Origin of the sequence: Arthrobacter sp. Soc17.1.1.1 (genome assembly GCF_036867195.1) — a bacterium.
GTDB lineage: Bacteria > Actinomycetota > Actinomycetes > Actinomycetales > Micrococcaceae > Arthrobacter_D.
The window spans coordinates 107312-125547 of sequence record NZ_JBAJII010000003.1 but is presented as its reverse complement, the minus strand read 5'-3'; the positions used below and the strand labels follow the sequence as shown (position 1 = coordinate 125547).

Here is an 18236-nt window from a genome sequence, read left to right as displayed (position 1 = left end):
TGAGCGGCGGTCTCGTCGCGCTCCTCGACGACGTCGCAGCCCTGGCCCGCATCGCGGCCGCCTCGGTGGACGACGTCGCCGCCGGGGCCGCGAAGGCAGGGGCCAAGGCCGCCGGCGTCGTCATCGACGACGCCGCCGTCACCCCGCAGTACGTCTCCGGTGCCGATCCGTCCCGCGAACTGCCGATGATCAAGCGGATCTTCTGGGGCTCGCTGCGGAACAAGCTGCTGATCATCCTGCCGGCCCTGCTGCTCGTCAGCGCGTTCATCCCGGGCATCATCCCGTTCATCCTCATGCTCGGCGGCACCTACCTCTGCTACGAGGGCGCCGAGAAGGTCTGGCACAAGCTCCGCGGCCACCACGAGTCCAAGAAGGCGCCGGCCGTGGAGCGGGGGCCGGAGGCGGAAGCCAGGGTCACCAAGGGCGCCATCACCACCGACTTCATCCTCTCCTGCGAGATCATGGTCATCTCGATGAACGAGGTGGCCGACGAGTCCCTGGTGGCCCGGGCGCTCATCCTGATCGTCGTCGCGCTCGCCATCACCGTGCTGGTGTACGGCGCGGTCGCGCTGATCGTCAAGATGGACGACATCGGCCTGCACCTGACCACCAAGGACTCGGAGGGCTCGCAGCGCCTCGGCCGGCTGCTCGTCAGGGGCATGCCCGGCGTCCTGGCGGCGATCACCCTCGTCGGGACGGTCGCGATGCTGTGGGTGGGCGGCCACATCATGCTGCAGGGCGCCTACGACCTCGGGTGGCACGCACCGTACGACCTGGTCCACGTGCTCGAGCACCCGTTCGTCGGCGTCCCCGTGGTGGGCGGCCTCCTGGCCTGGCTCGTGAACACCCTCTGCTCGGCCGTCCTCGGACTGGCGTGGGGCCTCGTGGTCATGGCGATCGTGCATCCCCTGCTGAAGCTGCTGCCGTTCGGCAAGAAGGGCGAGCACGAGGAGGGCGAGATCCGCGCCGCCGTCGCAGGCCATCGGCCGGCGGAACGCACTGCCGACCCTGGCGCCTGGGCCGAGTGATCGTGTGAATTCACATATGTGCCGTGAAGGGAGTGGGCCAGCCTTAAAAACGAAGCCACCCATTTACGTGCATGTTAAAAGATTAGCTAAAGGATAAATAAGATGACTATCAGACGCAGACCCGTACCTTCGGCAATCGAGACATTGTTGACTTGGCGCGTCGGGTCTTCGGCGTGAGCGCTTCACCTGCCGCCCCGCGTGGCACTGTAAACACCCGGTACGGGAAATCTGGTGCCCGGCTATCCGGGCGGACAAAGCTTATTTTGTTAGCCATTCTCTTGGTGCTAGCAGTTATCACTGCTGGATTCCTGTCTATCACGAGCACGGAGCCGGTAAGTAGTAAGGATGTGGGGTTCAACGTTGAGCAGGATGGCTTCGCATCCGTTGATTTTGAAGTGATCAAGGATCCGGGAGCGACTGCACAATGCGCCATTCAGGCATTGAGTGAAAATTACGCGGTGGTTGGCTGGAAAATTGTCGATATCAGCGTGAACACAGTAGATCAGGGTGCTGATCAGGGGCGTTCCACTGCCCATCGGGTGCAGTTGCGGGTGGATTCGCCGGCTGTGAGCGGCGGAGTTAATTCATGTTGGCTGGTAGAAGATTCCTGACTACTCCTTCACGAGCAACAAGCTAAATGAGCTCGAGGGGGAGTCCAGGGGTTTTCAAACCGCTTCCGCCAGGAGCGTTTGAGGACGAATAGGGGAAGGCCCCGTTAGGCTGCGTGAATGGGGGAAACACGTAGGCGGCCGGAGCCTTCACTGACAGTTGCACCCTGTGGGAGCACTTCCGACACAGGCAGAGAGGTGAAGAGTTACACGATGACAAGTCCAGCCCTGGCGCAGTGCTGCATCTGCCGTGCCACGACGAAGCTCGTGGACGAGCACCGGCCTCTGCCTGACGGGTGGGTGTACCGAACGATCACCGTCGACACCGGGCGCTTCTATTGCCCCGACCACTCCGACCAGGCCTAGGGAGGGATGGAGGCAAGGCGGAGCGCGTTGCATGTTCTTCCTCTGTATTCCTGGGTCATTTCTTCGATCGCCGATTCTTCGTCTTATCGACGCAATCCATGACCATCGCCAAAACCACGATCAGGGCGATCAGTACCAGGGCGATGGCTGTCACAATCAGCACAAGGTTCCCCGGTAGCTCGCTTGTATTGAGTCGGGTAAGGATCATGCCCGATCCAAGCCGGAAACTCCGTCAGACACAACAACAGCGCTCCCGACCGTAGACCCCTGCGAATCCATTGAGTGTTTTAGGCTCTGAGGGGTCCTGACTTTACCCCAGCCCTGTCCGGACAGGCTGCTCCTTCGTCGAACCCGGCCCTGATGTTTTTGCCTGCCGTCCTCATGTTGCTGACGGGTGGTTTCGTGACCGTGTTGTAGGGCCGTGGCTACCTGGGTGAGGTTGTGAAACGGTCAGTGACCTCGAGATCACTGTTGCCGAGTACGTCGATTAGTTCAACCATCGCGTCTCTACAACCATATTGGGCTGATCCCGCCCGGAGTTCACAAGCAACTACTGGGTGCACTACACCACCGAAGCTTCCATGCTCACGACGTTCCCGTCGGGGTCGGAAGCAGAATGAACCGGACCTCCACTAAACCCCGGGGCAATTCACTAGCGGATGCCCTGTGAATCGAGGATGGCGTCCTCTTCCTCCTCGGAGGAGGGGCGACGACGCTGGCGGACCGGGCGGTTCGAAGCAGTCCCGTCCTGCTCGGCGATGATCCTGCGTTGCTGCCGCGCCGCGTACCCCAAGCCGATGAAAGCCAGCACTCCGAACGCAAACCACTGCAAGGAGTAGGAAAGGTGCGGTCCTTCGTCGATGGAGGGCTTCGGGGCAGCGACTGGTGTCTGTGCTGCTGCTGGCTGTTCGAGTGCCAAGAGCCCGTAAGCAGCCCCCTGCAAAGGGTAGTCCACCCTTTCCGCGAGGGCAGGGAGATTGATCGAGGCAATCTGCCCCTCAGGGGCGCCACGGTTGACGGTTGGCTCACCCGGTTTCAGTCTTGCGGTGACTTTAACCTGGCCAGCGGGCGGTGCCGGTATCTCGTCTGGTCGCCCAGGCTCGGCGTTGCCGATGGGCAGCCAACCACGATCGATGATGACGGCTGTTCCGTCCTCGAGCTTCAGAGGAGTGAGCACCTCATAACCGGGTTGCCCGTTCATCGGCCGATTCCGGGCGACCGTCTGGTTCGCGACGTCGTACGTGCCCGTGAAGGTGATGGGCGTCCATTCTCGGGTCGGATCGAAACTGTCAAAGTCGTTCACCCCCGGCACGTAGCGTTCCGGCGCAGCGTCGTAGTTCGCTTCAATGCGCCGGATGTCCTCCACCACCGCCTCACGGCGATCCAGTTGCCAGCGGCCAAGTCCGACACATCCCGCGGCAAGCACAAGGACCATTGCGAGCCACCCCATCCATTGAGCGGAGAGCAGAAAGCGATACATTTAATAACATCTCCAATGAATATCTAAGGGTCAAAACATGTCAATTTGAAGAAATTTACGCCCCTCAGTGACACCTGAGCTCAACGAATAACAGCTACTGCGGGTTGCCGTACCACCGGCAGGCGGTGGTCCGCTAGCGGAGCGCAAAATCGTGTAGGCGTTCCCCGCCTGTGCTGTACATTTTCGAGATTCTGCCTTGTCTATGAGCCCATCGGTAGCAATTCGGGTAGGAGTTGCGCCGGATGTATGCATTCTGCGGATTATGCACGGTGCGCTCTTCAGCTCGAGGAAACAGGTGGGCCAACAAACAGCAGGGCAGTGAAAATGCCTGAGACCCCGACGATGGTGACGGCCAGTGCGACGAGCGGGCTCCGCAGGACCGACGCCTGAAGTTGCTCGAGCAAGTTTCGCGGCGATTCCGCACCAGGAGCGAGGCGCCAAACGGCGCTCAACTGCCCGCGTCGCTCGATCCAGCGTTCATACGGAACCGTCGCGAAGGGGATGATCGCCGAGGCAAACCCGAGGAGGCCTGTTATGAGCGACCAGCGCTGGTTAATCCAGACGAACGCGGTCGTGACCACAAAGCACAGGAAGACGAACCCATGTACGGCTCCCGCTGGCGGCACGAGGGCCTCGGAGGTGCGGGTGACGTACTTGAAGAACATGCCTAACAGCAAAAAGGCCCAGGTTAACGCTTCTGCCACAGCGACGGTACGAAAAAGTGTTCGGGGATTCATGGTGTGCTCCTAATCAGTGGGCGGCGGACCCAATCCTTCCATCCCTGCCACAGACGCCCTATTCGAGCAGTCCCCACTTCTGCCTGTGCTGCTTGCAAGCCGACATCCGAGGCGTGCCCGCGTCGAACTACTGAGCCCCTAGATTCTCGGCCCTGAGAAGTGGGCTTCACCGGCCTCCGAAACTCGCTAAGGGCTCAAGCCACAAGGACAGCCGTGCGGTCCGCGCCGCGGTGTACGAACGATGACCGACGAGTGAACAACGGTTGAACGGCTCGCGTAACGGTACTAGGCTTTCAAAGGCCCGAGAACGGGTCGGATGTCAAGGGTGTTGTGCGAACACGCGGGCATCCGGAACGCGAGGTATTGCCATGTCTGGCCAAAGAGTTTATACGATCCGATGGGTCAGCGCCGTCGTGGGACGCATCTTGGTCTACACCCTGATCTGGGCGGGGCTTGCGCTGCTCATCGCCGCCGTCGGTATCCGTTTCTACTGGGGCGAGATCTCCGTCGGCCAGATGCTCCTCAACCTCATGTCCGTGGAAACCGACGGCGGCGGCGGAGCCATCGTCTGGGTCGGTATCCTGGGCATCGGCGTCGTACCGCTACTCATCACCGCCGGAATCGCCTCATGGCAGTACTTCCGGCGCCGCAAGCGCCAGCAGGGCATCGGCGCCGACCCGCGTTCTCGTCGTCCGCAGTGGATCCTGCGCGTCGTCTCCACCGCCCTGGTGGCCGCGGTGGTCATCGGCGGCACCACGGCCTTCTCCACCACGGTAGGTATAGCGGACTACATCAAGGCGGCAAACTCCAAGTACGACGTCGGCGACTACTACGTGGAGCCGACCGTCACCAGCGACACGGACAAGCGCAACCTCGTGCTCATCTACCTCGAATCCGGCGAGGCCACCCTCGCCGACGACCAGCTCTTCGAGAAGGACGCGTTCATCCCGCTGAAGGAGGCAACGAAGGCCGCGGACGGCTGGCAGAGTGTGGAGGATCTTCAGCAGTACAAGGGCGGCGGCTGGACCATGGCCGGTCTCACCTCAACCCAGTGCGGTGTCCCACTGAAGGGCACGGGCTCCGCCTCCAGCAGCGGTACCGACGACGAGGTGGACGGCGACGTCGACACCTACCTGGGAGGGACCACCTGCCTAGGTGATGTCTTGGCCCAGTACGGCTACAACAACGTCTTCCTAGGCGGCGCCAATGCCGCATTCGCCGCGAAGGACACCTTCCTCAGCAGCCACGGATACTCCAAAGTAAAAGGCCTATCCGACTGGCGCGCCGCCGGCGAACCGGAGAAAAGCTTTCGCAGCGACTGGGGTCTGAGCGACGAACGCCTTATGGCCCACGCCCGCGACGAGATCGACCGGCTGCACGCCGAGGCGGAGCGAACCGGGCAGCCGTTCAACCTGTCCCTGCTGACGCTGGACACGCACGAGCCGGTGCACGTCTACGACTACTGCGACGTCGATACGGAGAACGAGGTGACATCCGTATTCGCCTGCTCCATGACGCAGGTGGCCGGATTTGTGAACTATATGAAGGAGAAAGGCTACCTCGAGGACACCGCCGTCGTGATCATGGGTGACCACCTCAAGCACATGAATGCTGGCGACTCGTTCCACGAGCAACTGGACGACAACGACAACCGGACCATTTTCAATCGGATCTGGATGCCGGGCGCGGACAAGAACCGGACGCTGCGTCCGGGGGTGGACCAGCTGAACATGTATCCCACCATCCTGGAGGCCGCAGGCCTGACCCTGACGGACCAAGAGGCCGGGCTGGGCGTATCCGCCTTCGCCTCAAAAATTCCGGATGATTCAGCGCAGGCGATGGAGCCTAATTTTTATATTAATCTGCTTGAGTCGCGTTCCTCCCGGTTCTATGCGGAGGCCTGGGCTAGCCAGAAGGCCGCCCCGTAGCACTGTCCGTTTTCTACCCGTGGTTCAACTACGCCCAAAACGGATAGCTGACGGCTAAGATTCTGCTCAGCGTTCGATGCTCAAGCACATCTATAGCTTTTACGGTTGTCGGCTCTGTCCTGCTAGTGGTCCTGGCCTTCCTGTTCGTCAGCATCGAAGCCCGCTCACTACGGAAAGCACCAGACGGATTGGATAAGAACTGACGAAAAGGCAGACAGGGACGGAAACTGCATTGGTTCCCTACTTGTTGGCCTCATTGCAGGCATCCACGATTGACTGCGAGATTCGGCCCCGAGAGCTTGGGTTATGGCCGTTTCCCTTCGCCCACTGATGATTTATCTATACCTCGCCGCGCTTTTGCACGACTCGTAGACGTCCCATGCTGCTCACCCTGACCATCAGATGCCTTGTGGGCCACGTCCACCTACAGCGACAGCGTAGAGCGCAATTCAGAGGCGTTATCCGCGGTCAGGCCAATTTCATGATCGGAGCCGTTCAGGCCGAACCGCACAGTCTCCTGCGCCACTTCACCATTAGAGTAATCTGTTAAGCCAACCTGTCCACACTGCGCCAATTTTCACCCCCCCCTAAGTGTTCCAAGATGAGTTTATGAGCCCGAGTCTTTGACTCTATTGTGCAATACAGGTGCCATGTATCAACGAAGTGAGCGAATCAGCTATTGAGAGACTGGCTCAATTAGCTGCCTACATTAGTTGGTCGAGTTCTGCCCAAAAAGCTTCCCTAAGTGCGCGGCGAACGCCTTGGAGGTCCGTGCTGTACTCACCGAGGCGTTGAGCGCAATCGGCCAGGAGCACCCGGTCAATCTCGATAGGAAGAATAGGCCGGTCAGCGAGCAGCTCGTTGAGGTCCCTTTGGGTTGTGGATCCGTACCAGCTTTTAGCCACGCTCTCACCAACATCGAAGGCGACGTGGAGAACGGACTCTTCACGCGGAAGAGGAGTTTGGCCTAGCCCTCCTGAGCTGTAAACCAAGTCAGAGTCGGATCGAGTGGAGCGGAGTCCTGCCGAAGGCGTGGGGGTGGAAGTGACAGATAGCCCATGATGGGGACCGGGGCCGGGTGTGGGACGGGGCACCGGTTTGGGGGTAATCATTGGATGCGCCGGCCCGGGTGCTGGTGTGGGACGTGGAGTGGCGGCAACGGATGTGATGAAGCAGCTGGTGATTAGCTCGGCTGGCAAAGTGATGATGCTGTCGACCCGCAGAGCGAGGTGTTCAGCTACTGATGCGACGCCGAGGCGTTGGGATAAGTCAGTGATACCTATGAGGACGACCTTCATGCCAAGGTCCTGTGCCTCTTCGACAGCTTCGGCGAGATCGTCGTCGCCGGACATCAGGTAGGCAACCTCAGCGGCGCGATGGCGGGCAATCCCCACGAGGTCGAGGCTCAACTTCAAATCGACGCCTTTTTGAGCACCGTTGAAGGATATTCGGCCGAGGCGCACTTTCACGTCGGGTAGGAGACCAATCTTCTTGTGTTGATCGGTGAAGAGAGCATCTTTCGCTGCGTCGTACCAGTACACGCGAAGCACCTCAAGGCTGCTGTGTTCCGCAGCCAGATTGAGGACTCCCTGAATGAGTTTCCTGTAGTCGACGGTGAACGCTGACCTCAGTGAGGTACCCGCCACCTGGGTTCCTCCGACCGCGAGAAGGAACCCTGCATCGATGAAGATAACGCTCTTAGACCTCACCACCCGATGTTAGCCAACGCAGCTGTTAGCGAACGGCGATTAGGGCGCTCCAGCGGTGACTCAAATCAGGCCGGGGGAGTGGTTTCGCCCAAGCGGGCTGTGCACCAGGTCCTCACCCGCTACTACCGGCTGATTGTTCATGGATTCAGGCAGCACCGTCCGGGCCGCGAACTGGCGGCGGATGATCCACCACACCACTCAGCTCGTCGTACCCCAGCCGTGGACAGCCCGTGCGGTGGGGTTCAGGCGACCTTGAAAGCACTGCCCGGGATGAGCTTGGGCAGTGCTTTGACGTAGGTGACCATGCCGATGAGTTCCACGAGGGTCTGGGTCACGACCACCAACGCCACCACTGCCAGTGGTTCTGGCAGTGCCAATGCCAGGGGCAGGACGACGAGGGAGTTCCGGGTCGCACCGCTGAACACCACGGCGGTGGTGCTGCCCGCATCCAGGCGCATGACGCGGGAGGCGAATATGCCGACGGGAACCATGATGATCAGGAACGCTACGTAGATCGGGATGACCGCGAGCAGGGAGCGTAGTTCCTGTCCGATGCCGACGATCTGGGAGCCGATGACGATTGCGAGGGTCAGCATCATCAAGGGCACCATGAGGTTCTGCATCAGGGCGGTAATGTGTCGTGCCGCCTGCGCGCGCTTGGCCCACTGCTGAGTAAGCGCGGCCGCGACGAGGGGGATGATGATCAGCACGATCAAGGCTTCGATGAACGGGCCTGGTTCGATGGCTGAGACGAGGTCCGGGCCGATGAAGATTAGCAGGTAGACCGGCAGCAGCAGCATCTGTGTGAGCATCAGCAGCGGGGCTGCGACGAGGAGCCGGTCGCTGAATCCGCCGGCCAGTCCGGAGAACACGATGACGTAGTCGATGCACGGGGTCAGCAGGACCATCATCACCCCGATGAGCAGGGCCCGGTCATGGCCGACGAAGCGTGAGAGTCCGAAGACAATGATGGGCACGATGAGGAAGTTTAAGATCATCACGGTGACCATGAACCGTCCATCACGCAGTGCCTGCCCGATCTTCGCGAACGGGATCCCCAGGAACGTAGCGAACAGCAGCAAACCCAGCACGGGATTGATCGAGTGCTCCAGAGGTTCCGCGGCCGCTGGTATCAGCCACCCGAACAGACCACCGGCAACGATTGCCGACAGATAGAGCGGGATCTGGTGGCGTTCCATTGTCTCAACGACCTGACCTGTATTCACACTGTCAGCCTAGGACGTGCGCAACGGCCTCCTCCTACCCCGGGGCCATCACTAGGCGATCCCCTACCTTCCAGACACAGCCAAATGTGCTGTTGACACTTGTAGGAGCGTCCTGTGTGCGGCACAAGCAGCGAAACGTAGGGAGCTTGTGCCGTGCATATGTGGTCAGGAGGCCGGCTCGCTGTTCAGTAGACGAGAATCCATGAGACGAGTTTGCGAGACTACGGCGGCCCTTGTAAATCGAGGAGAGTCGGAACCCACCGCTCATCCTGGTCAAGTGATGGTTTATTGACCGGCTGAGGCCGCCTTCGATTCTCAAGAGGTCATTTGAACCAAGTCCGCGGGTCCTCTGCAGGATGTGTATCGAGGGCGCATGTGGTGAATCCAGACGGTACCGCGACGGGCAGATTCTGAAGTTGATGTGGTTGAGCATGGGACGAACGGGTTGGAGACATGCCGCGGGGAGGTGCTGCAGGGAACATACTCGTTCCTACGGTCGGGAAACAATGGTGAAGCTGCCGGTTCTAAGTGACGCCTTTAGATTTCAGCTTCGATTTTCGGCAACCTCGGGTTTTCCATTGCCGGAATCATCTTGTAGGCGCCTGCGCGAGGGTGGCCTTGATGGTGCGGGTTTCGCCTTCGCGGATGATCTCCACGGGCACCTGTTGGCCGACGGTCTGGATCCGGACGGCTGCGGTCAGCGACTGGGGGTCGGTGATCGTGTGATTGCCGATCTTCGTGATGACGTCTCCCACTTGGAGGGAAGCGTCTTCCGCGGGCGATCCGGGCTCGACTGATTCCACGAGTGCCCCTGCAGTGAAGGAGGACTCGCTTTGAGCTCCTTTGCCTGGAGCGCCGGTGACGCTGACGCCGAGGAAGCCGTGCGTGGCCTGGCCAGTGGTGATGATCTCCTTCGCGATGCGATCCGCGTAGTTGATCGGAATGGAGAAGCCGACCCCGATGTTGCCGGTCGACTCGCCGGAGCCGGCCGAGGCGATGGCGACGTTCACACCGATGATGCGGCCGTCAGCGTCGACCAGGGCGCCGCCGGAGTTGCCCTCATTGATGGCAGCGTCGGTCTGGATGACGTTGAGGTAGATCGAGCCCTGCGCCTGCGTCTGCTGGGCGCTGAATCCATCCGGGGGCAGGAAGTTGAAGCCCTCGCCGTTCTCGGGTTCGGTACTGTCCGAGGTGTTTTCCGGCACGGCCGCGGAAGCCACGCTGATGGTCCGGTTGAGGGTCGAGACGATGCCGTCCGTGACGGTGCCGCTTAGTCCCAGCGGGGCACCGATGGCGATTGCGGTGTCGCCGACGTTGAGTTCGTCGGAGTTGCCGAGGGTTGCCGCGGTCAGGTCCGGTGCGTCGATCTTGATGACGGCGAGGTCGCTGAGTGGGTCCGTTCCTACCACTGTCGCGGTGAAGACGCGTCCGTCGTTGAGCTTGACTTCCACCGAGGGGTCAGACACCTGTCCGCCGAGCGTGACCACGTGCGTGTTCGTGAGGATGTATCCGTTCGTGTCAAGGATGATGCCCGATCCGGAACCGCTGCCGCTCCCGCCGTTCACAGCGATGGTGACCACGCTCGGGGATGCGGTGACGGCTGCGCCGGTGATGGTGTTCACGTCGTCAGTGTTGTTGACCACGATTGACTCGGACCCTGCTTGTGAGGTGCTCGTCGTCGTTCCGTCGTCAAACGCGTTGACGCCAGCGGTGGCCACGCCACCGCCGATTAGCCCTGCGACAAGGATGCCTGCCGCAAAGGTTGCGAGGCTGACGCGCTTGCGGTCCTTGGCGGCGGTCCGGCCTTCCGGGGGCTGCCCTGGCTGGTCGTAGTCACTCTCCTCGGCATAGAAGGGCTGGTGATCTGGATGGGTTGGAGGCGGGTCGGCCTTTGCCCCATGCGGTCCTGACTGGAAGTCCTCTGGTGATTGCCCATGGACCGCTGAGTGTTTCGCGGTTGGCGGCCCCGGGAGGGGGTGCTGTGTCGTCTCGGTGGGTGACCCGGAGACTGGCTCGGATGACCTGTTTTCAGTACCAGGAATCTGCTGAGCTTTCCCGGTCGAATCATTCATGGGCTGCTGATCGTTTGTGCCTGTGGTGACTGGCGGCGAAGGTTGCTGTGCCTGTGGAAGCGGGTTGTCAGGATTGCGCTGCGAGCTTGGCTGTTCGTTCATGAAAGGTCCTTTGGTTGCTGTAAGCACAGCATGGCAACCTTCGCTGGGCGTCTTCTGTGGAAGGATCCTGTGGCCAAGACATCCTTATTGGCGCTGATCGAGCCGTCCTAGTCGATGTCTTTGGACGGGATGTTGTTCAGAGGGTGACGCTGCCGTGTCTGCGGATCCTGGGAGTCCGTATGGCGCTGCGATGTGCTGCGGGTCGAGTTGTGGCTGAGGCTTCAAAGTAGTGATGAGTCGGTGTAGGGCGGTCTCGGCGAGGAGGGTGAGGTTTTCGCTGGATGGCGGGATTACTGCAGGGCTTGGCAGGGTCAGCGGACGGAGCCATCGATGGTGAGGAAGGTGAGACGCTACTCGAACCTCTGAAGCTCTATCGCCTACGCGAAGCGGTAGAACAATGACGCGAATTGGTCTCATGAAGCAGTGCCCGACTGCCGAGTAATCGGCGGCGGTCTACTGGTCGCTTCCTGATTGATCGAGGATCACCGTGATGATTGAGGTGCCGACCTGGGGAATGCTGAGCAATGACCGCAGCTGGGCCCTCCCACAAACACCCGATAGGCGCTCCGTGCCCAAGCTGACGAACTGCGATGACGGCATGGGGCGGTGGCCTGGTAGTTCCATATGAGTCCGTAGGGTCGCGGTGTCGTGCTATCGGTGGTGACTACCGGTTGGGTTCGAAGGATCTGACGTCTCGGCGTTCGATAGTCACGGCGACGGTAGCTTCTCAGGAAGAATCAATGCCTTCGAAGAGACGCCGTTTTGTTCAGGTGGAGCACTCTTCTTGTTGTGAGTCGACACCGACGCATGGCGCGGTGTGTTGGTGTCGACGTCATGGGTGGGCTAGAGCGGTGGTGCTCCGACGGTGTCGTACATGGCGTAGTCGTCGGTAGTGACGGTGCCGTTACTAAACAGGCTCAGCCCGAAGCTGATGGCGGTGGCTCCAGTAGGCAGCGCCGGTGTGGTGAAGCTGGCCTGGGTGTAGGTGCCCGCCGCGGGCAGCCACGGCCCGGACGTCCAGTACACCCAGTTGCCGGAGGCGTTCCGATAGTAGAGGGCGAACTGGGTGATCGCCGTCGAGGTATACCAGGCGCGCACGGAGTAGGTCTTGCCGGCGGTTGCGGCCGGCGCACAGGTGCCGGCGTCGAGAGACGGGAGCAATCTTGCGTCGCCGCTGGAGTAGCCGGTGATGGTGAGGCGCTCCGCCTTAGTGCCGGTGCGTGCCGCGGCCACCGTGCTGAACGCCGGGGTGTTGGCGCCGAAGCCTGCGGACTGCCAGCACTGCGGGAACGCGCCCGTGCCGGCCGTCTCGAGGCTGGGGTTCTTCACGAGGTTGGTCCCGGCAGGCGGGGGCGGCGGCGGAACCACGGTGGCGGTGTCGAACATCTCGTAGTCGTCGGTGGTGAGCGTGCCGTTGCTGAACAGGTTGAGGCCGAAGCTGAGGCCGTTGGCGCCGGCTGGCAGCGGCGGCGTGGTCCAGCTGGCCTTCTGATAGGTGGCGGAGGCAGCGAACCAGGGGCTGGAGGTCCAGTACCGCCAGGAACCTGCCCCCGAGCGGTAGTAGAGCGTGAACTGGGTGGGTGCAGTGGACTTGTACCAAGCGCCCAGGTTATAGGTGCGTCCGGCGGTCGCTGCCGGGGAACAACCGCCCAGGTCCAGGGAAGGGATCAGTTTCGCGTCGCCGTCCACGTAGCCGCCTACAACCAATTGCTGGGCGCGCTGACCGGTGCGACCGGGACTCACGACGGTGAAGGTCGGGCTGTTGGTGCCATAGCCTCCCGCGTTCCAGCACTGCGGGACACCATTGGTGAGAGTTTCCAGGCTCGGGTTCCTGACAAGGTTCCCGGTAGTGGGTGGGGGTGGCACGGCGGGACCGGATATGGCGGGTTTGACCGTCCCGCCGATGACCTGATCAACAGTTTTGACAGTGGTCGTTGCGGGGCGGGTCTTCAGCCATGCGGCGAACTGATCGAGCAGGGCCGGGGTGATGGCCAGAGGATTAGTTGCGGGGCTTTCGAAGCGGTGGAAGGTGAGCTGTGCCCAGCCGCCCACAGATTCGGCCTGAGTGACGACGTTCTGCAGATCCGCCAGCGTCCAGGTGTTCTCGACCTGGTCCGGCGCGGCAGTGTTGTAGAGGTTGGCCGGGGGAATTCTCTCCGCGAGAGGGCAGGCTGCGCAGCTGAAGCGTGTCTTGATGTCCCCCAACCCGCGGGCACTGTTGTACCCGCAGTCCCTCACAATCGTCTCGATGGCTGGCGCGCTGGAGGCGAACGGGTAGGCAAAGTTCGTGATGCGGAATCCCAGATTGGTGAGGTTGACCCGGTCATTGCAGATCTGCCGTCTCGTCTCGTCGGCCGGCAAGGTCACCAGATCGGGGTGGGTCACGGAATGACCGCCGATTTCGTGGCCGGCGGCCGCCAGCTCCCTGACGCTTGCCAGCGACATGTAGCCCGGGCTGTCAAAGGACCCCGAATTGACGTAGAAAGTCCCTTTCAGCCCGTACTTGTTCAGGATCTGCGCCCCGGTAACCTGGTCTGCCCAGCCGTCATCGAAGGTCAGGGACACGACGGTAGGTTCGGCAGCCTGAGCCGAGGGGGGAGCGACACTAGGGCTGACGATTCCCATCGTCAGAGTTAGCAGGGCCGTGATCGCCCAGGCGGCCCAGCGACCCGTCGTCCTGTGTGCCTGCCTATGCATTGGCTGCGCGGTTCCTGACGAATATTCCATGTGGTCTGACCCCATCTCGGATCCGGGCTCTTCTGGACCTGCACGGTCGCGGAGTGACCCAAACGTGCGTGGTTTCGCATCGCTGTGCACTACTTCGTGCTCTACCACCTCAGGTCACTTACCCCGTCGACCATCATCGGCGTCACGCAATGTTGCCCAATCTAGGGCGCTCCTGTCTGAAGGCCACGAGTAGGAGCTACTCATTTCCTCACCAGCGCCACCTGCTTTTATACGGGAGGCCCGAGCTTTCACGGGAGCCCCAGCCGACAGGTGAGTGCAGTTAGCTACCTCATTGCAGGGGGAATGCTCAACCTTATCCAGTCACTCATAGCCCGGGCAGTCCCCATCAGGTATCACTTGCAACGCAAGAGAAGTTTTTTGTGACGCGGGGCTAGGAGCGCGTAACTCCTCTCCCTGCCAACCGTTGCGAGGTCAATGACGACACCGCAAACCCATGATTGGAGCGCCTCGGCAGTCAGAAGCGGGGCTCGTCACACGTCACTTTCTCCGGGTTCAGGCCATATCGTTTTTATCGACGGGGATTACCCTTGAACCTGTTGAGCAGCGACTGCGGGAACAGGCGGGCCCTGACCCGCCGGCCCCACGGACTGCCGCGCCGGAGCGCTCGCGTCACGGTGTCGACGTCGTCCCAGCGGGGCACTGCCGCGGGCCGTGCGAGCGTCGCCACGGGCGACGCCCCCGGACCGCCCGCGGTGGCTGCGGGATCGTGGTCCGCATACTCCTCGTGCTCGTAGGCCGACTGCAGCCGGCCGAGCGAGGCGACCGGTTCGCCGGCCAGCCCGGCGTCCCGGGCGAGGCGACCGGCGAAGGTGCGGGGGGTGTCGGTGGGTCCGAGCCGGTAGCCGTAGTCGCCGGCGATCTCCGTCGTCTCGGCCCAGGCGGCGGTGGCGGCCCCGGCCGCACCCGGCGAGAGCTCGCCGACCGTCACGGCGCGGCGCCGGGACCGGGTCCTCGAGCTCCGGAGCAGCAGCGGCAGGAGCGCCAGCAGGCCGATGCCCGCCAGGGCGAGCGCGCCGGTGGCCGGCGTCGCCTCGTCCTGCGGTCCGGTACCCGACCCGTCGGCGGAGCCGGACGGCTCGGCCGACGACGACGTCTGCTCGCCCGGGTCGGTGCGGGCGCCGGGGTTCAGGGCGTCGATGTCGTCCGCACGCGGCCCCACCGGCGTGGAGGACTGCTGGGCGTAGCTGGGCACCACGCCGCGTGAGGGCGTCGGTTCGAACTGCACCCACCCCACACCCTCGAAGTACAGCTCGGGCCAGGCGTGGGCGTTGCGGGAGTCGACGACGAACTCGCGCAGCTCGGTGCCGCCCGGACCCTCCGTGGTGTCGCCCGTGGGGCTGCCCGGCGTGTAGCCGATGGCCACGCGGCTGGGGATGCCCGCCGCCCGGGCCATGACGGCCATGGTGCCGGCGTAGTGGACGCAGTACCCGGACTTCGCATCGAGGAACCGCGCCATGACGTCCATGCCGCTGCCGTCGTACCCGCCGTCCACCGGTGCCTCCACCGAGTAGGTGAAGTCGGGGCCGCGGAGGTAGTTCTGGATGGCGATGGCCTTGTCGTACGGGTTCACGAACTCGTCCGTGACCTCGCTGGTCCGGGTGCGGACCACCTCGGGCGTGTCCTGCGGGAGCTGCGTGAAGACCTCCGGGACGGCCTCGTCGTCCGACGGACCGATGGCCCCGAGGCCTTCCCGCGTGAGCTCGGCGGCCCTGCTCTGCACGAGGTAGTCCTGGCGCGCCGTGGATCCGCCGTCGGTCGCGAGGACGGACAGGTTCGCCGGGTCCCACGACCAGTTGCCCACGAGGTTGGAGATGCCCACCGGCGCGTAGGGCGAGAGCAGCCAGGGGCTCGCGTAGCTCTGCGTCCTGACGCGCGTGAACACGGTGGAACCGTCGGGCGCCGAGGCGGGGGAGCCGTCCTCGCTGCCGATCTCGGCGACGCCGTCCTGGCGGTCGTCGAGCCGCTGGTCGGGTTCCCAGCGGCGGCCGTCGAAGTTCTCCAGGGTGACGGCCCGCAGGTACAGCGGGGCGTCCGAGTTGGTGGAGTACGCGATTCTGCCGAAGCCCGTGGGGTTGCGGAGGTCGTTGCCGAGCGTCACGGCCGGGTTCAGGCCGGTCGCGTTGCCCCACACGTTGAGGCGGGCGCCCTGCGGGAAGGCGCCGGAGTTGAAGCCGGGCACGAACATCGGCAGGATCACGGTCACGGCGAGGGCCGCCGAACCGATGATGGCGCTGCGTCCGGCGAAGCCCGACGACGCCCTGGCCCCACCGGACGCCAGGCGGTTCTCCCGCCACTGCGCCACGGCGAGGAGCAGCAGGAACGCCAGCACCGTGACGAGGAAGGCGGCCATCCCCACGCCGTTGGGCTTCACGACGGCCGGGGTGATCAGGATCGCGAAGAGCCCGAGCCCGCCGGCCGCGGGCATGCGCATGGTGGTGGAGAGGATGTCCACGATGATGGCCACGAGCCCCAGTGCTGCGCACACGATCAGGACGATGCCGGCACCCGGCAGCACGGGGGCCACCTGCGACACGACCGTCTCCTCCGCCTGCGCGAGGAGGCGCCGGAGCTCGAGCGAGGTACCCGGCCCGGGCACGATGCCGAGGATGCTCTGCCGGGGGACGAACTGCGCGGTCAGGGCACCGATCAGGGCGAGCACACCCACGAGGGCCGTGAGGACGCCGTTCAGGCGCAGCGCCCGGGTCAGCGCCATGGCCAGGAGCACCGGGACGAGGGTGCCGAGGACGGGCAGCAGCCACGTCCAAGGTTCGAGGACGCCGTTGAGGCCGGTCCCGGCAGCGAGGACGGCGAGCAGCGACGCCCCGGTGACGGACCAGTGCCAGGGATCAGCAGAGTGCGCTGGCCGTCGCGGCGAAAATGCGTGACCCGCGGCAGAAGTGGTGCGGGAAAGTGTTGAAGTCATGCCGATCCCCTCATGGTGAAGCCGCGGCCGAAGCGGGATGGCTTCAACTGGCCGGCTGCGGCGCAAGAACGGTCCTGATGAAGGGCCTCCGGCAAGTACTGTGCGCTTAAGGTTCGATCGGCACCAACGACCGAAACGATTATGACACCGACTTCTAGCCCACTGCCAGCAGCTGGGCGTACCAACTGTCCTCGTATCCTTCCAAGGATCGCGGTGCGCGAGCATCGTTCGGAGATCGGGCTATTTGAGAAAACCACGATAACCGCCGCTCTCAGGAAGAGGGCTAAGAAGCGGATGCGGTCACCCCTTCGGGCAACCAACCATCCTCTGATTTGGTCGTGAACAAGAAACCGGGCTTTAAACTTAACCTGACTTCACCGCGAGAAGTTTCGTCAACCGCATTCTCACTCATCTGTCCGTCGTATCACGTCCTCTCGAGTACCCACGGGAGGGGAGATGCTGGAAGATCATCGTTCATATCTATAATGCTCCCGTTATCCCAAAAAATCTGGCGCTAACCGTCCTTTGTCAGAAGGTAGACAGGGGCACAACTAGCTCCCCACCGGGCTCGTATCGAACCCCCTCAGCTCGAGCGGTTTTGTTCAGGCCGGAACCGGGTGTCGTTCAAAGTTTGGCTAAGCACCTGTGGCCGACGGGAAGAGAAAAGCCAATAGGGTGTTTTGTCCTCCTCATCCAATACTTCAAGGCGGACCACTCCGTCGACCCACCCGCGAATGCAGAGATAGGCCAAGCCATGCAAGCGAGTCCCCCGTTGTGCTGTGGCCTTTTCACCGACAAAACCTTGGGCTCGACCCAGATAATGGCGTTCGATGGTTGCTCGTCCTACGCGCAACTCGGTGGATGTGACGCGGATCGTGGGCGTAGAGGTGTGCAGCGCGAAAATCAGAACAATCAGAGTCATTACGGACGCGAGGACGCCGATCAGCATGTCGATTGGAGCGAAGATCACAGCTGGCACGAGGGACAAGCCGATGGTGATGATCCAGATCCAGGCGTTCGGGTAGAGGCGTTCTTCGTACAGGACCTCGCCCGCCTGCCCTGCAGATTTCGTGTGCTGTGGGGTGAGGCCGGGTATTTCGTGTGGTTGATACATGAGCGTCTTCCGGTCTGTGTGGTGGGCGGCGTCTGCCGCTCTGGAGCGTGTGCGGCGAGGCTTGTGGGTGAGGATGATTCCGAAGATGGATAGCAGGGCGGCGGCGGGGTAGCCGGTCACTGCGTCCCACAGGGCTGACATGTGGGGTTGGCGTTGTGGCGAACTCAGGAGGAAGTGCGCGATGCCGGTCAGGAG

The 18236-nt window shown here is 62.6% G+C and carries 14 protein-coding genes; 4 read left to right on the top strand and 10 right to left on the bottom strand.

All coding sequences use genetic code 11. From position 1 onward, the window contains the following. From V6S67_RS19170 to V6S67_RS19160, 3 genes are all read left to right on the top strand, one after another. Positions 1-1028: DUF808 domain-containing protein (locus V6S67_RS19170; protein WP_334211918.1), on the top strand; the 1028-nt coding region annotated here is incomplete at its 5' end. Positions 1029-1201: 173 nt separating this feature from the next. After that, complete coding sequence (locus tag V6S67_RS19165) at positions 1202-1639, top strand: DUF4307 domain-containing protein (RefSeq protein ID WP_334211917.1); 438 nt, start codon at positions 1202-1204, stop codon at positions 1637-1639. A gap of 210 nt (positions 1640-1849) precedes the next feature. Beyond that, the gene (locus tag V6S67_RS19160; RefSeq protein ID WP_334211916.1) at positions 1850-2002 is read left to right on the top strand and encodes a hypothetical protein; all 153 of its coding nucleotides are present in this window, start codon (positions 1850-1852) and stop codon (positions 2000-2002) included. Positions 2003-2654: 652 nt separating this feature from the next. Here the strand turns inward: V6S67_RS19160 and V6S67_RS19155 are convergent. Both V6S67_RS19155 and V6S67_RS19150 read right to left on the bottom strand, forming a co-directional pair. Next, the gene (locus tag V6S67_RS19155; RefSeq protein ID WP_334211915.1) at positions 2655-3482 is read right to left on the bottom strand and encodes an SURF1 family cytochrome oxidase biogenesis protein; all 828 of its coding nucleotides are present in this window, start codon (positions 3480-3482) and stop codon (positions 2655-2657) included. A 278-nt stretch (positions 3483-3760) separates the two neighbouring features. Further along, positions 3761-4219: a DUF3817 domain-containing protein gene (locus V6S67_RS19150; protein ID WP_334211914.1), complete on the bottom strand. Its 459-nt coding sequence runs from the start codon at positions 4217-4219 to the stop codon at positions 3761-3763. 425 nt (positions 4220-4644) lie between these two features. On the opposite strand from V6S67_RS19150, the gene V6S67_RS19145 reads away from it, so the two are divergent. Beyond that, positions 4645-6147 carry a sulfatase-like hydrolase/transferase gene (locus tag V6S67_RS19145; RefSeq protein ID WP_334211913.1) on the top strand — a complete coding sequence of 501 codons (1503 nt, stop codon included), beginning with the start codon at positions 4645-4647 and terminating at the stop codon, positions 6145-6147. A gap of 240 nt (positions 6148-6387) precedes the next feature. Here the strand turns inward: V6S67_RS19145 and V6S67_RS20045 are convergent, their stop codons facing one another. The 8 genes from V6S67_RS20045 to V6S67_RS19115 form a co-directional block, all read right to left on the bottom strand. Further along, on the bottom strand, positions 6388-6486 hold the full coding sequence (locus V6S67_RS20045; protein WP_442884935.1) for an Lsr2 family DNA-binding protein: 99 nt from the start codon (positions 6484-6486) through the stop codon (positions 6388-6390). Between the two features lie 85 nt (positions 6487-6571). Then, a complete protein-coding gene (locus tag V6S67_RS20040) occupies positions 6572-6721 on the bottom strand; it encodes an Lsr2 dimerization domain-containing protein (RefSeq protein ID WP_442884929.1) in 150 nt (49 codons plus the stop codon). A 130-nt stretch (positions 6722-6851) separates the two neighbouring features. Beyond that, complete coding sequence (locus tag V6S67_RS19140; RefSeq protein WP_334211912.1) at positions 6852-7856, bottom strand: NYN domain-containing protein; 1005 nt, start codon at positions 7854-7856, stop codon at positions 6852-6854. A 242-nt stretch (positions 7857-8098) separates the two neighbouring features. Then, positions 8099-9055, bottom strand: coding sequence for an arsenic resistance protein (locus V6S67_RS19135; RefSeq protein WP_334211927.1), 957 nt, complete (start codon positions 9053-9055; stop codon positions 8099-8101). 614 nt (positions 9056-9669) lie between these two features. Then, positions 9670-11256, bottom strand: coding sequence for a S1C family serine protease (locus V6S67_RS19130; protein WP_334211911.1), 1587 nt, complete (start codon positions 11254-11256; stop codon positions 9670-9672). Between the two features lie 843 nt (positions 11257-12099). Continuing rightward, the gene (locus V6S67_RS19125; protein ID WP_442884934.1) at positions 12100-13953 is read right to left on the bottom strand and encodes a polysaccharide deacetylase family protein; all 1854 of its coding nucleotides are present in this window, start codon (positions 13951-13953) and stop codon (positions 12100-12102) included. A gap of 559 nt (positions 13954-14512) precedes the next feature. After that, entirely contained in the window at positions 14513-16927 is a 2415-nt protein-coding gene (locus tag V6S67_RS19120) for a transglutaminase family protein (protein ID WP_334211909.1), read from the bottom strand. 583 nt (positions 16928-17510) lie between these two features. Further along, positions 17511-18161: a DUF3093 domain-containing protein gene (locus V6S67_RS19115; protein ID WP_334211908.1), complete on the bottom strand. Its 651-nt coding sequence runs from the start codon at positions 18159-18161 to the stop codon at positions 17511-17513. Between the last annotated feature and the right edge of the window lie 75 nt (positions 18162-18236).

Bases quoted from the DNA above. Each gene is read 5' to 3' on its own strand.
- V6S67_RS19120 (WP_334211909.1), bottom strand. From the start codon at position 16,927: ATGACTTCAACACTTTCCCGCACCACTTCTGCCGCGGGTCACGCATTT.
- V6S67_RS19150 (WP_334211914.1), bottom strand. From the start codon at position 4,219: ATGAATCCCCGAACACTTTTTCGTACCGTCGCTGTGGCAGAAGCGTTA.
- V6S67_RS19135 (WP_334211927.1), bottom strand. From the start codon at position 9,055: ATGGAACGCCACCAGATCCCGCTCTATCTGTCGGCAATCGTTGCCGGT.
- V6S67_RS19125 (WP_442884934.1), bottom strand. From the start codon at position 13,953: ATGCATAGGCAGGCACACAGGACGACGGGTCGCTGGGCCGCCTGGGCG.
- V6S67_RS19155 (WP_334211915.1), bottom strand. From the start codon at position 3,482: ATGTATCGCTTTCTGCTCTCCGCTCAATGGATGGGGTGGCTCGCAATG.
- V6S67_RS19130 (WP_334211911.1), bottom strand. From the start codon at position 11,256: ATGAACGAACAGCCAAGCTCGCAGCGCAATCCTGACAACCCGCTTCCA.
- V6S67_RS19160 (WP_334211916.1), top strand. From the start codon at position 1,850: ATGACAAGTCCAGCCCTGGCGCAGTGCTGCATCTGCCGTGCCACGACG.